This window comes from Novosphingobium huizhouense (assembly GCF_020179475.1).
Lineage (GTDB): Bacteria > Pseudomonadota > Alphaproteobacteria > Sphingomonadales > Sphingomonadaceae > Novosphingobium > Novosphingobium huizhouense.
In genome coordinates this window covers 551,053-565,080 of record NZ_JAILXZ010000003.1, presented here as the reverse complement: position 1 = coordinate 565,080, position 14,028 = coordinate 551,053, and the positions used below count along the sequence as shown (strand labels likewise).

The following is a 14,028-nucleotide window of genomic DNA, read 5'->3' as shown; positions in this document are numbered from 1 at the left end:
CCAGGGGAGGATCGGTTGCCATGTTGGAGATTTTCCGGTGAAGCAAGATCCCACCCGCCAGCTTTCGATCCTCGCCTGCGTCAGCGGGCTGCTGCTCGCGGCAATCTGGTTCCTGGCGCTCGCCAACCAGGCTGACACGCCCGACTGGATGCCGATGATGATCTCTGCGATCGGCGGTTTCGAGCTTTTCCTTTTCGGCCAGGACTTCTGGATGAAGCGGGCAGGGGGACGCTGAGGACTTATGGCTGATCGTCATCCCGAACCCGACAGCCCCGAGCTGCGCGCGCGCTGGGGCAACTTTGCCTGGACCGAGGCCAACGCGGCCAAGGCCAAGGAGATCATCACGCGCTATCCCGAAGGGCGCCAGCGCTCGGCGGTGATGCCGCTGCTCGACCTGGCCCAGCGCCAGGTCGGCGCCGAGACCCGGACGCAAGGCTGGCTGCCGCTGCCGGTGATGGAATATGTCGCCGCGCAGCTCGACATGCCGATCATCCGCGTGCTCGAGGTCGCGACCTTCTACACGATGTACAATATCCAGCCCGTCGGCCGGTTCCACGTGCAGGTCTGCGGTACCACGCCGTGCATGCTGCGTGGGTCCGACGACATCATGGCCGCGTGCAAGGCGAAGGGCATGAAGAAGGGGCACACCACCCCCGACGGCCTGTTCACGCTGACCGAGGTGGAATGCATGGGCAACTGCGCCTCGGCCCCGATGGTGCAGATCAACGACGACAATTACGAGGACCTGACCGCCGAGCGCGTGACGCACATCCTCGACGAGCTTGCCGCCGGCCGCCAGCCGAAGACGGGCACGCAGGAGCCGGGCCGCCACACGGTGGAGCCCGCCGGCGCGCTGTCGAACCTGACCGCGATGGTGAGCGAGAACCACGATTACCGAGGGGAGTGGTAAGATGTCCCTGCAGGACAAGGACCGCATCTTCACCAACGTCTACGGCTATCAGCCGTGGAACCTGAAGGCTGCGCAGGCGCGCGGCGATTGGGACAACACCAAGGCGCTGCTGGAACGCGGGCAGGACGCGATCATCCAGGAAGTGAAGGATTCGGGCCTGCGCGGCCGTGGCGGTGCGGGCTTCCCCACCGGCATGAAGTGGTCGTTCATGCCCAAGGAAAGCAAGGACGGCCGTCCGAGCTTCCTCGTGATCAACGCCGACGAATCCGAGCCCGGCTCCTGCAAGGACCGCGAGATCATCCGCCACGATCCGCACAAGCTGCTCGAAGGCGCGCTGGTGGCGGGCTTCGCGATGCGCGCGCGGGCGGCCTACATCTACATCCGCGGCGAATACATTCGCGAAGCCGAGACGCTGTTCGCCGCGCGTGACGAAGCCTATGCGGCGGGCCTGCTGGGCAAGAACGCCTGCGGTTCGGGCTATGACTTCGACGTCTTCGTCCATCGCGGCGCGGGCGCCTACATCTGCGGCGAAGAGACCGCGATGATCGAAAGCCTGGAAGGCAAGAAGGGCCAGCCCCGCCTGAAGCCGCCGTTTCCGGCGGGTGCGGGCCTCTATGGCTGCCCCACCACAGTCAACAACGTGGAATCGATCGCGGTCGCGCCGACGATCCTGCGGCGGGGCGCTTCGTGGTTCTCCTCGTTCGGCAACGAGAACAACCGCGGCACCAAGCTTTTCCAGATCAGCGGCCACGTGAACCGCCCCTGCGTCGTCGAAGAGGCGATGAGCATCTCGTTCGAGGAACTGATCGAGAAGCACTGCGGCGGCATTCGCGGCGGCTGGGACAACCTGCTGGCGGTGATCCCCGGCGGTTCCTCGGTGCCGCTGGTGCCGGGCGAGCAGATCCGCCACGCGGCCATGGACTTCGATGGTCTGAAGGCGCTGGGCTCGGGCCTCGGTACCGCCGCCGTGATCGTCATGGACAAGTCGACCGACATCGTCCGCGCAATCAGCCGCCTGTCGTACTTCTACAAGCACGAAAGCTGCGGCCAGTGCACGCCCTGCCGCGAAGGAACGGGGTGGATGTGGCGCGTTATGGAGCGCCTGCGCACCGGTGACGCCGACCTGGCCGAGATCGACATGCTGCAGGAAGTCACCAAGCAGGTCGAAGGCCACACCATCTGCGCCCTGGGCGATGCGGCCGCATGGCCGATCCAGGGCCTGATCCGCCACTTCCGCCCCGAAATCGAACGCCGCATCGCCGAACGTGCGGGCGACGTCCGGGAGGCTGCCGAATAATGCCCAAGGTCAAAGTAGACGGCGTCGAACTCGAGGTCCCGCAGGGCGCTACCGTCCTGCAGGCGTGCGAGCTGGCCGGCAAGGAAATCCCGCGCTTCTGCTATCACGAGCGGCTGAGCATCGCGGGCAACTGCCGCATGTGCCTGGTCGAGGTGAAGCCCGGGCCGCCCAAGCCGCAGGCAAGCTGCGCGCTTCCGGCGACCGAGGGCCAGGAAATCCGCACGGATTCCGAAATGGTCAAGAAGGCGCGCGAAGGGGTGATGGAGTTCCTGCTCATCAACCACCCGCTCGACTGCCCGATCTGCGACCAGGGCGGCGAATGCGACCTGCAGGACCAGTCGGTCGCCTATGGCCGGGGCGCCTCGCGCTATCACGAGCACAAGCGTGCCGTGACCGAGAAGTACATGGGGCCGCTGATCAAGACGATCATGACCCGCTGCATCCACTGCACCCGCTGCGTGCGCTTCTCGGAAGAGATCGCCGGCGTGGACGAAATCGGCGCGCTGTATCGCGGCGAGAACATGCAGATCAGCACGTACCTCGAAAAGGCCGCGGAGCATGAGCTGTCGGCCAACGTGATCGACCTGTGCCCGGTCGGCGCGCTGACCAGCCGGCCCTATGCCTTCGAGGCGCGTCCGTGGGAGCTGAAGAAGACGCTCGCCATCGACGTTTCGGACGCGCTCGGTTCGAATATCCGGCTCGACAGCCGCGGCCGCGAAGTGCTGCGCATCCTGCCGCGCGTGAACGACGACGTGAACGAGGAATGGCTGTCGGACCGTGGCCGCTACATGGTCGATGGCCTGACCCGCCGCCGGCTCGACAAGCCTTGGCTGCGTCGTGACGGCAAGCTCGTCGCCGCAACTTGGGCCGAGGCGTTCGACGCCGTGGCGAAGATCAATCCGGGTTCGTCGGTCGCGGTGATCGCGGGCGACCTGGTCGATTGCGAGACGATGTTCGCGGCGAAGAAGCTGGCGGGCGCTCTGGGCTCGACCCTGCTCGAAGGTCGGCAGACGGGTCTGGCCTACGATGCGTCGAACCTCGCCGCGGTGAACTTCAATTCGACCCTTGCCGGGATCGAGGACGCCGATGCCGTGCTGATCGTCGGCTCGATGATCCGCGACGAGGCGCCGCTGCTCAACACCCGCCTGCGCAAGGCGGTGAAGAAGGGCGCCAAGGTGTTCATCGTCGGCCCCGAATGGGACCCGACCTACGCCGCGACGTTCCTGGGCGACGACCTGTCGATCCTCGGCAACCTGCCGCAGGCGCTGGTCGATGCGTTCGAAGGTGCTTCAAAGCCGGCCGTGATCCTCGGCGGCGCTGCGCTGGGCAAGGGCGCGCTGGGCGCTGGCCTGGCTTTCGCCGAGCGCTTCAAGCTGGTCAGGGATGGCTGGAACGGCTTCAACGTCGTCCACATGGCGGCGAGCCGCATGGGCGGCCTGATGCTCGGCTATGCGCAAGATGGCGGCATTGCCGACCTCGTCGCGGCCAAGCCGAAGATGGTGATCTCGCTGGGCGCGGACGAGGTGGATTTCACCAAGTTTGCGGGCAGCATGATCGTCCACATCGGCCACCACGGTGACAAGGCGGCGCATGCTGCCGACGTGATCCTGCCTGCCGCCGCGTTCAGCGAAAAGGACGGCACTTACGTCAACACCGAAGGCCGCGTGCAATATTCGGAGAAGGCCGTGTTCGCGCCGGGCGAGGCCCGCGAGGACTGGACGATCCTGCGCGCCCTGGCCGATGCGTTGGGCGTGACCGTCGGCTTCGACAGCTTCGACCAGCTGCGCGCCGCGATGGTTGCCGAAGTGCCGGCGCTCGGCACCGAAGGGCTTGCCGATTACGGCGCGCTGCCTGCGGCTCCTTCTGATGCCAAGGCGGAAGGCGTGATTGCGGGCTATCCGATCAAGGACCGTTACCTGACCAACGCCATCGGCCGGGCTAGCCCGACGCTGCAGCGCTGCTCGGCGGAGCTGGTCCACGGTGAAACCTTCGCGGAGGCCGCGGAATGACCGAGTTCTTCATGGGCCTCGGCCTCTCCTACGGGTGGGCCTGGGGCATTTCCACCGTGTGCGGCATCCTGCTGATCGCGCTGCCGCTGATGCTCGGCGTGGCGATGATCATCTATGCCGACCGCAAGATCTGGGCGGCCATGGCGCTGCGTCGCGGCCCGAACGTGGTCGGCCCGATCGGCCTGCTGCAGTCGTTCGCGGATGGGTTGAAGGTGTTCCTGCAGGAAACCATCATTCCGGCGGCGGCGAACAAGGGCCTGTTCCTGATTGCGCCAATCATCACTTTCACCGTGGCGCTGATGGCGTGGGCGGTGATCCCGTTCAATTCGGGCGCGATCCTTGCCAACATCAACGTCGGCCTGCTCTATGTCCTCGCGATCTCCTCGCTCGGCGTCTACGGCGTGGTCATCGCGGGCTGGTCGTCGAACTCGAAGTACCCGTTCTTCTCGGCCATGCGCGCCTCGGCGCAGATGATCAGCTATGAAGTCTCGATCGGCTTCATCCTGATCTGCGTGGTGCTGTGGGCGGGCACGTTCAACCTGAACGATATCGTCAAGGCGCAGCAGGGTCACGTCCTCGGCCTGTTCAACGGCTTCGTGTTCAATCCGCTGCTGTTCCCGATGTGGGTGATGTTCCTGATTTCGGGCATGGCCGAAACCGCGCGCGCGCCGTTCGACCTGACCGAGGCGGAATCCGAACTCGTCGCCGGCTACCAGACCGAATATTCGTCGATGAGCTTCGCGCTCTACTGGCTGGGCGAATACGCCAACGTGCTGCTGATGTGCGCGCTCAACGCCACGCTGTTCTTCGGCGGCTGGCTGCCGCCGCTCGATCTGCCGATCCTCTACATCGTGCCCGGCTTCGTGTGGCTGCTGCTCAAGATCCTGTTCTTCTTCTTCATCTTCAGCTGGGTGAAGGCCACCGTGCCCCGCTATCGCTATGACCAGCTGATGCGCCTGGGCTGGAAGGTATTCCTCCCCGTCTCGCTGCTGTTCGTGTTCCTGATCAGTGGTTACCTCATGGCTACCGGACACTTCGCATGATTGCGATTTTAGCTGCCGCCGCCTTGGCCACGTCAGCAGGAAACAGCACCGGGGCTGTTGGTGCAAACTTGCTGTACTGCCGCTTCTGGCATGAGGTCGATGGCAAGCAGAAACTTGAGAACTGGACCACTTTGAAGACCCCGATCTACTTGTTGGTCGGGTCAGAGACTCTTGCCGATGCAAACCCAAATTATGGGGATCTCTACTATCTTGAGTCCGATGCCAGATTGAGTGGTGGGGCGCGACCGAGTACGAACAGCTACGAGGCTGGAACAAGGACGTTGACGCTTAGCTCTGGCAACGCCCGTACAATGTATGCGCTCAGCATCACTCCTTCGACGGAGTTTGGGCCGTTTGGGTACTCGGCAATTGCGATGAGTCAGCCATTGGCGGCAGATGGCCCATACAAATTCTACGGTGCGTGTAGCCTTTTGAAGGACCGCGCCGATGGCGAGATGAAAAAGACGCTCGCTGCGGGATTTCCTAATTCGACTGCTGGAACGAGCGGGGAAAACAAATGACTGCCGCACAGCTCATCAAGAGCTTCACCCTGTGGGAGTTCGTGAAGGCGCACTGGCTGACCTTGAAGTATTTCTTCAAGCCCAAGGCGACGATCAACTACCCGTTCGAGAAGAACCCGCTGTCCCCGCGCTTCCGTGGTGAGCACGCCCTGCGCCGTTATCCCAACGGCGAGGAACGCTGCATCGCGTGCAAGCTGTGCGAGGCGGTGTGCCCGGCGCAGGCGATCACGATCGAGGCCGAGCCGCGCGAGGATGGCAGCCGCCGCACCACGCGCTACGACATCGACATGACCAAGTGCATCTACTGCGGCTTCTGCCAGGAAGCCTGCCCGGTGGATGCCATCGTCGAAGGGCCGAACCTCGAATTCGCGACCGAAACGCGCGAGGAACTGCTCTACGACAAGGCCAAGCTGCTCGCGAACGGGGACAAGTGGGAGCGCGCGATCGCTGCCAACCTTGAAGCCGACGCACCGTACCGGTAGGGGGCCGCGCACCATGATCCAGTCTTTTGACACGATCCTCCCCGCTGCGGGGAGGGGGACCACCCGCAGGGTGGTGGAGGGGGCCCGCCTCCCAACGCAAGGGTGCGCCATCGCGATGGCCCCCTCCGTCACGCGCTGCGCGCGCGCCACCTCCCCGTGCCGGGGAGGATTTTGAGATGATCCAGGCATTCGCCTTCTACCTCTTCGCGACGCTGATGATCGCCTCCGGCGCGATCACCATTCTCGCGCGCAATCCGGTGCACTCTGTGCTCTGGCTGATCCTCGCGTTCTTCAACGCCGCGGGCCTGATGGTCCTTGCCGGCGCTGAATTCATCGCGATGCTGCTGGTGATCGTCTACGTCGGCGCGGTCGCGGTCCTGTTCCTGTTCGTCGTCATGATGCTCGACATCGACTTCGCCGAACTGCGTGCCGGGTTCATCAACAATTTCCCGCTGGGCTTCGTGCTGGCGGTGGTGCTTCTGGCCGAGCTGGTGCTGGGCGTTGGCGCCTATCGCGCAGGGGCCCTGCCGCTGGGCGTGGCCGACGGTACCGGCGCGGCGACGGCGGGGCTGTCGAACACGGCGGCCATCGGCGCGCTGCTCTACAGCCGTTACCTGTTCCTGTTCGAAGCGGCGGGCGTGATCCTGCTGGTCGCCATGATCGGCGCGATCGTGCTGACCCATCGCCAGCGCAGCGGCGTGCGCGGGCAGAACATTGCCAAGCAGGTCGCGCGCCGTCCCGAGGACGCCACGATCAACGTGCAGCCGGAAGTGGGCAAGGGGGTCCAGCTCTGATGATCGGCATCGAACATTATGTCGTGGTCAGCGCGATCCTCTTCGTGCTCGGCGTGCTCGGCATCTTCCTCAACCGCAAGAACGTCATCATCATCCTGATGGCGATCGAGCTGATCCTGCTGTCGGTGAACCTGAACCTGGTCGCCTTCAGCGCGGCGCTGCACGATCTGGTCGGCCAGATCTTCGCAATGTTCGTGCTGACCGTGGCGGCGGGTGAGGCGGCCATCGGCCTTGCGATCCTCGTCATCTACTTCCGCGGACGCGGCACCATCGCCGTCGACGACGTCAACCGGATGAAGGGATAAGAGACGTGCATCCTATCCTGATCATCGTGTTCCTGCCGCTGCTGGCAGCGATCGTCGCCGGGCTCGGCAACAAGAAGCTGGGCTTCGTGCCGAGCAAGGTCGTGACCACGGGCGCGCTGTTCATCAGCTGCGCGCTGTCGTGGCCGATCTTCCTGTCGTTCCTGAACGGCAGCGCCGAAGCTACCGTGGTGCCGGTGCTGCAATGGGTGAAGTCGGGTGACCTCGACTTCCAGTGGGCGCTGCGCGTCGATACGCTGACCGCGGTCATGCTGGTGGTTATCACCAGCGTCTCGGCGCTCGTCCACCTGTACTCATGGGGCTACATGAGCGAGGAGCCGGACCAGCCGCGCTTCTTCGCGTACCTTTCGCTGTTCACCTTCGCCATGCTCATGCTGGTGACGGCGGACAATCTGGTGCAGATGTTCTTCGGCTGGGAAGGGGTGGGCCTGGCCTCGTACCTGCTGATCGGCTTCTGGTTCCGCAAGCCCAGCGCCAACGCCGCCGCGATGAAGGCCTTCGTGGTCAACCGCGTGGGCGACCTCGGCTTCATGATGGGCATCTTCGGGGTGTTCCTGGTGTTCGGCACCGTGTCGATCCCGACCATCCTGCAGACGGCGCCTGGCGTGCTCAACGGTTCGACCATCGGCTTCCTGGGTCATCGCTTCGACACCGCAACCGTGCTGTGCATCCTGCTGTTCATCGGCGCGATGGGCAAGTCGGCGCAGCTCGGCCTGCACACCTGGCTTCCCGACGCGATGGAAGGCCCGACCCCGGTGTCGGCGCTGATCCATGCCGCTACCATGGTGACCGCGGGCGTGTTCATGGTCTGCCGCCTGTCGCCGCTGTTCGAATGCAGCCCGACCGCATTGGGCTTCGTGACCTTCATCGGCGCCGCAACCTGCTTCTTTGCGGCGACGGTCGGCACCACGCAGACCGACATCAAGCGCGTGATCGCCTATTCGACCTGTTCGCAGCTCGGCTACATGTTCTTTGCCGCGGGCGTCGGCGCCTATGGCGCGGCGATGTTCCACCTGTTCACCCACGCCTTCTTCAAGGCGCTGCTGTTCCTTGGCGCGGGTTCGGTCATCCACGCGATGCACCACGAACAGGACATGCGGTATTATGGCGGTCTGCGTCGCCACATCCCGCTGACATTCTGGGCGATGATGATGGGCACGCTGGCGATCACCGGCGTTGGCATCGTCGACGTCGCGGGCTTTGCCGGTTTCTACTCGAAGGACGCGATCCTCGAGGCGGCCTATGCGCGCGGCACCGAACTTTCGCACTTCGCCTTCTTCATGGGCATCTTCGCCGCGCTGCTGACCAGCTTCTACTCCTGGCGCCTGGTGTTCCTGACCTTCTTCGGCAAGCCGCGGTGGGAGCAGAGCGAGCACATCCAGCATGCGGTGCACGATGCGCATGGTCACGGCGACCACGCCGACAGCGAGCATCACAACCCGCCGGCGCAAGAAGATGCAGGCCACGAGCCGCACGCGCATGGCCATGCTCTCGCGCATGACGCGCATGGGGACGGCACGGCCGGCTACCACCCGCACGAAAGCCCGCTCAACATGCTGGTGCCGCTGGGCATCCTGTCGTTGGGCGCGGTCTTTGCCGGCATCGTCTTCAACCATGCCTTCGTCAGCGAAGGCGAGGGCGAATTCTGGAAGGGTGCGCTGGTGTTCCACGAACACCTGATCCACGCGATGCATGGCGTGCCGCACTGGGTGAAGTGGGCGCCGTTCACGGTCATGGCCGCCGGCTTCCTGATCGCGTGCTACGCCTACATCCGCAATCCGAAGTTCCCGGCGGCGTTCGTCGACCAGTTTGCGTTCCTCTACCGGTTCCTGCTCAACAAGTGGTACTTCGACGAACTCTACCACTTCCTGTTCGTCCGCCCCGCGATGTGGCTGGGCCGGGTGTTCTGGACGGTGGGCGACCAGGGGATCATCGACCGCTTCGGCCCGAACGGCGCTGCCTGGATCGTGGCGCAGGGGAGCAAGGCTGCGGTCAAGCTCCAGTCCGGATATCTCTACAGCTATGCGCTGGTCATGCTCGTCGGACTTGTCGGGGCGATCAGCTGGGTGATTGCACGATGAGCGGCTTTCCTATTCTGAGCCTCATGCTGCTGGTGCCGCTGGTCGGCGCGGTGGCGTGCCTCAAGGCGGGGCGTGAACAGGCGCGGATGATCGCGCTGGTGACGACGCTGGTCGATCTGGCGCTGGGCGCGGTCCTGTGGACCCAGTTCGACACTGGCGGCGCGCAGTGGCAGTTCACCGAGCGGGCGAACCTGTTCGCCGGCTTCAGCTGGGCGCTGGGCATCGACGGCATCGCGCTGGTGCTGATCGCGCTGACCGTGTTCCTGATGCCGATCTGCATCGGCGCGAGCTGGAACTCGATCGAGAAGCGCGCGGGCGAATACTACGCCGCCTTCCTGCTGATGGAAACGCTGATGATCGGCGTCTTCGCGGCGCAGGACCTGTTCCTGTTCTACATCATGTTCGAAGCCGGCCTGATCCCGATGTACCTGATCATCGGCATCTGGGGTGGCGCGGATCGCATCTACGCCAGCTACAAGTTCTTCCTCTACACGCTGCTCGGCTCGGTGCTGATGCTGATCGCGATGTTCTGGATGGTGAATGCCGCCGGCACGACCGACATCCCGACGCTGATGCAGTACGACTTCCCGCCGCAGGCGCAGACCTGGCTGTTCCTCGCCTTCTTCGCGAGCTTTGCGGTGAAGATGCCGATGTGGCCGGTCCACACCTGGCTGCCCGACGCGCACGTTCAGGCGCCGACGGCGGGGTCGGTGATCCTGGCAGGCGTGCTGCTGAAGATGGGCGGCTATGGCTTCATCCGCTTCTCGCTGCCGATGTTCCCGGTCGCCTCGGCACAGTTCGCGCCGCTGGTCTGGGGCCTGTCGATGGCGGCGGTGGTGATCACCTCGCTGATCGCGCTGGTGCAGCACGACATCAAGAAGCTGATCGCCTATTCCTCGGTTGCGCACATGGCGATCGTGACGATCGGGCTGTTCGCCTTCAACGTGCAGGGCCTCGAAGGCTCGATGCTGATCATGCTCAGCCACGGTCTGGTCGCGGGCGCGCTGTTCCTTGGGGTAGGCGTGATCTACGATCGCCTGCACACCCGCGAGATCGACCGCTACGGTGGCCTTGCGATCAACATGCCCTATTTCGCGCTGTTCTTCCTGCTGTTCACGATGGCCTCGATCGGCCTGCCGGGCACCAGCGGGTTCGTCGGCGAATTCCTTTCGCTGATGGGCGTGTATCAGGCGTCGAGCTGGGTCGCGCTGGTCTGCACCACGGGGATCATCCTGGGCGCGGCCTACATGCTCTATCTCTATCGCCGGGTGATCTTCGGCGAGCAGAGACACGCCGACGCCGCCGCGATGCCCGATCTGGATACGCGCGAATGGCTGATGATGGTTCCGCTGGGCCTCGTCGTGCTGTGGATGGGCGTTTATCCGGAATCGTTCCTCGCGCCGATGCGCAAGGACATCGCCACGCTCGATGCCCGCGTTGCCGTTGCCGCGCCCAAGGGCGATGCGCAGGTCAAGAAGGGCACGGGCAAGCCCGCCGCTGAACACGAAGCCGCAGAGCACAATGACGCGCACGGGGAGGCGCACTGATGGAACTCGTCCGCTCTCTCCACCTCGTCGCCGGCGAGGAACTGCTCAGCATTGCCGGGCTGATCCTGCTGCTGTGGGCCGCCTGGGCCGGTGACAAGGCCGCGCGCGCGATCTCGATCGCCAGCGTTGCCGTGCTCACCGCTGCGGCGCTGATCGCCGCGCCCGCGCTGTGCGGTGCCGCAATGGGCGCCGATACCGCCGCCTTCTTCGGTCAGTACCGCGCCGATGCCTTCTCGTCCTTCGGCAAGCTGCTGATCTACGCGTCGGCAGCGGTCACGCTGATCGTCGCGCCTGCGTTCTTCGATCGCTTCAAGGCGATGCGCGCCGAATTCCCGCTGCTGGTGTTGTTCGCGGCGCTCGGCATGGGCATCATGGTCTCGGCCACCGACCTGCTCACGCTCTACATCGGGCTCGAGCTCAACAGCCTTGCCTCGTACGTGCTCGCCGCGCTGCTGCGCAACGACGAGCGTTCGGCGGAATCGGGCCTCAAGTACTTCGTGCTCGGCTCGCTCGCTTCGGGCATCCTGCTCTACGGCGTGAGCCTGACCTACGGCTTCACCGGCACCACCAGCTTCGAAGGCATCCGCGCTGCGATCGCGGGCGGCACGCTTTCGACCGGCGCGGTGTTCGGCATGGTCTTCGTGTTTGCCGGGCTCGCCTTCAAGATCAGCGCCGCGCCGTTCCACATGTGGACGCCCGACGTCTACGAAGGCGCGCCGACCCCGGTGACCACCTTCTTCGCCACAGCGTCCAAGGTTTCGGCGCTGGCGCTGCTGATGCGCGTCAGCCTGGTCGCCTTCGGCGCCGCGCCGCAGGCCTGGCAGCAGATCGTGATCTTCGCCGCGATCCTGTCGATCGTGATCGGCGCGCTGGGCGCGATCGGGCAGGACAACATCAAGCGCCTGATGGCCTATTCGTCGATCAACAACGTCGGCTTTATCCTGATCGGCCTTGCCTGCGCGAACCAGCCGGGCGCGGCGGCGATGCTGATCTACATCGCGATCTACGTCGCGATGTCGGTCGCGGGCTTCGTCGCGATCCTGATGCTGCGCGACGAAGACGGTGAGCCCGTGGAATCGATCGCCGAGCTTGCCGGCCTGTCCAAGACCCGCCCGGGCCTTGCTGCAGCCCTGGCTGCGGTGATGTTCAGCCTTGCCGGCATTCCCCCTCTGTTCGGCTTCTGGGGCAAGTTCGTGGTGTTCCAGGCTGCGGTGCAGGCCAACCTCGTCGCGCTTGCCGCGATCGGCATCGCCGCCTCGGTGATCGGCGCCTTCTACTACCTCAAGGTGGTCAAGGTGATGTACTTCGACGAGGCGGCCGACAAGGTCCGGGGCAAGTCGGAGCTGGCCCATGGCGTGCTGCTGGTGATCGCCTCGGTGTTCATCTCGCCGCTCGGCTACCTGCTGACCAACTGGTTGCACGCGCTGGCGGGCAACGCCGCAGCGGCGCTGTTCCACGCCTGATGCGCCCGGCAAGAGGCGCGGCATGATCGAGACGGTCGCGCAGATCGGCTCGACCAATGCGGCCTTGCTCGACCGGCTTGCCGCGGGCGAGTCCGCGCCCGAGGGCGACTGGCTGGTCGCGGACCGCCAGGTCGCGGGGCGCGGGCGCGCGGGTCGCGTCTGGTCCGATGGGTTCGGCAATTTCATGGGCTCGACCGTGGCGCATCTGCGCAGCGGCGATCCGCTGCCGCAGACCCTTGCGCTCGTGGCCGGGCTTGCCGTCCACCGCGCGGTGATGGCGCTGGCGCCGGGGCTGGAGGGGCTGGTGCTCAAGTGGCCCAACGACCTGCTGGCGGGCCAGGCCAAGCTGGCCGGCATCCTGCTCGAACGGCAAGGCGACAGCATCGTCGTCGGCATCGGCGTCAACCTCGCGCAAGCCCCGGACCTGCCTGACCGCGCGACCGCCTCGCTGGAATCGCTCGGCTTCCGGGTTTCGCGCGATGCCTTCGCCGAGGCGCTGGCGCAGGAATGGCACTGGGCGCTGACCCGCTGGCACTGCGGCGAATGGTCGGCACTGCGGCAGGAATGGCTGGCGCGTGCGATGCCGGTGGGCAGCCTGATCAGCGTGAACGACCGCGAGCACGGCCTGTTGATGGGCGCTTTCGGCGGGATCGATGGCGATGGCGTCGCGCTTCTGCGCTTGGCGGATGGCGCGACCCGTGCCATCCACGCCGGCGACATCGATCTGGTCGGCTGACGCGCCACTCGCGATCGATCGGGAGAAGGACGAAGCCGATGCTGCTGGCCGTGGATGTGGGCAACACCAACGTGGTCTTCGCGCTGTTTGACGGGCGCGAGATCAAGGGACGCTGGCGCGTCGCTACCGACCCGCGCCGGACCGGCGACGAATATGCGGTATGGCTGCTCCAGTTGCTCCAGCTCGAAGGGTTCGATCGCCACGCGGTCCGGCAGATCGTCATCTCGACCGTCGTCCCGCGCGCGCTGCACAACCTCAAGGTCCTGTCGCAGAAGTATTTCGGGATCGACGCGCTGGTCGCGGGCGAAGGCCTCGCGAGCTACGGCTTCATCGCCGATGTCGACGAGCCGCGCTCGCTCGGCGCGGACCGTGCGGTCAACGCGATTGCGGCGCACGCCAAGTATGCCGGGGACCTGATCGTCGTCGACTTCGGCACCGCGACGACGTTCGACCACATCGACTTCATGGGATCCTACAAGGGCGGGATCATCGCCCCGGGGATCAATCTCTCGCTCGACGCATTGGTCAGTGCGGCGGCAAAGCTGCCGCGCATCGCCATCGAGGCGCCGGCGAGCCGCAGCGTGATCGGGCGTAACACCGAAGACCAGATGCACATCGGCGTGTTCTGGGGCTATGTCGCGATGATGGAAGGTCTGATCGCACGTATGCGCAGTGAAATCGGCCGCCCGGCGCAAGTGGTCGCGACCGGCGGGCTGGCGGTGCTGTTCGGCGACCACACCGAGATCTTCGATCACGTCGACGCCGACCTGACGCTCGACGGCATCGCATTGCTCGGCGAACGCGCAGCGGCGCTCGCCTGAC

The 14,028-nt window shown here is 65.2% G+C and carries 14 protein-coding genes; all 14 read left to right on the top strand.

The features are described 5' to 3' along the window. The first annotated feature begins 37 nt into the window (after positions 1–37). The 14 genes from K3A85_RS14670 to K3A85_RS14605 all read left to right on the top strand — a co-directional run bounded on the left by K3A85_RS14670 (position 38) and on the right by K3A85_RS14605 (position 14,027). Positions 38–235, top strand: coding sequence for a hypothetical protein (locus tag K3A85_RS14670; RefSeq protein WP_225207250.1), 198 nt, complete (start codon positions 38–40; stop codon positions 233–235). 6 nt (positions 236–241) lie between these two features. Further along, complete coding sequence (locus K3A85_RS14665; protein WP_225207249.1) at positions 242–910, top strand: complex I 24 kDa subunit family protein; 669 nt, start codon at positions 242–244, stop codon at positions 908–910. 1 nt (position 911) lies between these two features. Beyond that, a complete protein-coding gene (gene nuoF / locus K3A85_RS14660; RefSeq protein WP_225207248.1) occupies positions 912–2,207 on the top strand; it encodes an NADH-quinone oxidoreductase subunit NuoF in 1,296 nt (431 codons plus the stop codon). Further along, positions 2,207–4,216: an NADH-quinone oxidoreductase subunit NuoG gene (nuoG, locus tag K3A85_RS14655; RefSeq protein WP_225207247.1), complete on the top strand. Its 2,010-nt coding sequence runs from the start codon at positions 2,207–2,209 to the stop codon at positions 4,214–4,216. The genes nuoF and nuoG overlap by 1 nt, the downstream gene beginning before the upstream one ends. Then, positions 4,213–5,259, top strand: coding sequence for an NADH-quinone oxidoreductase subunit NuoH (nuoH, locus tag K3A85_RS14650; RefSeq protein ID WP_225207246.1), 1,047 nt, complete (start codon positions 4,213–4,215; stop codon positions 5,257–5,259). Before nuoG ends, nuoH begins: the two co-directional genes overlap by 4 nt. Next, on the top strand, positions 5,256–5,780 hold the full coding sequence (locus K3A85_RS14645; protein ID WP_225207245.1) for a hypothetical protein: 525 nt from the start codon (positions 5,256–5,258) through the stop codon (positions 5,778–5,780). The genes nuoH and K3A85_RS14645 overlap by 4 nt, the downstream gene beginning before the upstream one ends. After that, the gene (nuoI, locus tag K3A85_RS14640; protein WP_169492930.1) at positions 5,777–6,262 is read left to right on the top strand and encodes an NADH-quinone oxidoreductase subunit NuoI; all 486 of its coding nucleotides are present in this window, start codon (positions 5,777–5,779) and stop codon (positions 6,260–6,262) included. The genes K3A85_RS14645 and nuoI overlap by 4 nt, the downstream gene beginning before the upstream one ends. 176 nt (positions 6,263–6,438) lie before the next feature. After that, positions 6,439–7,056 carry an NADH-quinone oxidoreductase subunit J gene (locus K3A85_RS14635; RefSeq protein WP_225207244.1) on the top strand — a complete coding sequence of 206 codons (618 nt, stop codon included), beginning with the start codon at positions 6,439–6,441 and terminating at the stop codon, positions 7,054–7,056. Then, positions 7,056–7,361, top strand: a complete 306-nt coding sequence (gene nuoK, locus K3A85_RS14630) for an NADH-quinone oxidoreductase subunit NuoK (RefSeq protein ID WP_169492928.1) — start codon at positions 7,056–7,058, stop codon at positions 7,359–7,361. The genes K3A85_RS14635 and nuoK overlap by 1 nt, the downstream gene beginning before the upstream one ends. A 5-nt stretch (positions 7,362–7,366) precedes the next feature. Next, entirely contained in the window at positions 7,367–9,460 is a 2,094-nt protein-coding gene (gene nuoL, locus K3A85_RS14625) for an NADH-quinone oxidoreductase subunit L (RefSeq protein ID WP_225207243.1), read from the top strand. Beyond that, positions 9,457–11,007, top strand: coding sequence for an NADH-quinone oxidoreductase subunit M (locus K3A85_RS14620; RefSeq protein ID WP_225207242.1), 1,551 nt, complete (start codon positions 9,457–9,459; stop codon positions 11,005–11,007). Before nuoL ends, K3A85_RS14620 begins: the two co-directional genes overlap by 4 nt. Beyond that, positions 11,007–12,470, top strand: coding sequence for an NADH-quinone oxidoreductase subunit NuoN (gene nuoN, locus K3A85_RS14615; RefSeq protein WP_225207241.1), 1,464 nt, complete (start codon positions 11,007–11,009; stop codon positions 12,468–12,470). The genes K3A85_RS14620 and nuoN overlap by 1 nt, the downstream gene beginning before the upstream one ends. A 22-nt stretch (positions 12,471–12,492) precedes the next feature. Continuing rightward, entirely contained in the window at positions 12,493–13,206 is a 714-nt protein-coding gene (locus K3A85_RS14610) for a biotin--[acetyl-CoA-carboxylase] ligase (protein ID WP_225207240.1), read from the top strand. 38 nt (positions 13,207–13,244) lie between these two features. Then, positions 13,245–14,027 (top strand): type III pantothenate kinase, encoded by a 783-nt coding sequence (locus K3A85_RS14605; protein WP_225207239.1) that lies wholly within the window; start codon positions 13,245–13,247, stop codon positions 14,025–14,027. Position 14,028 lies beyond the last annotated feature (1 nt).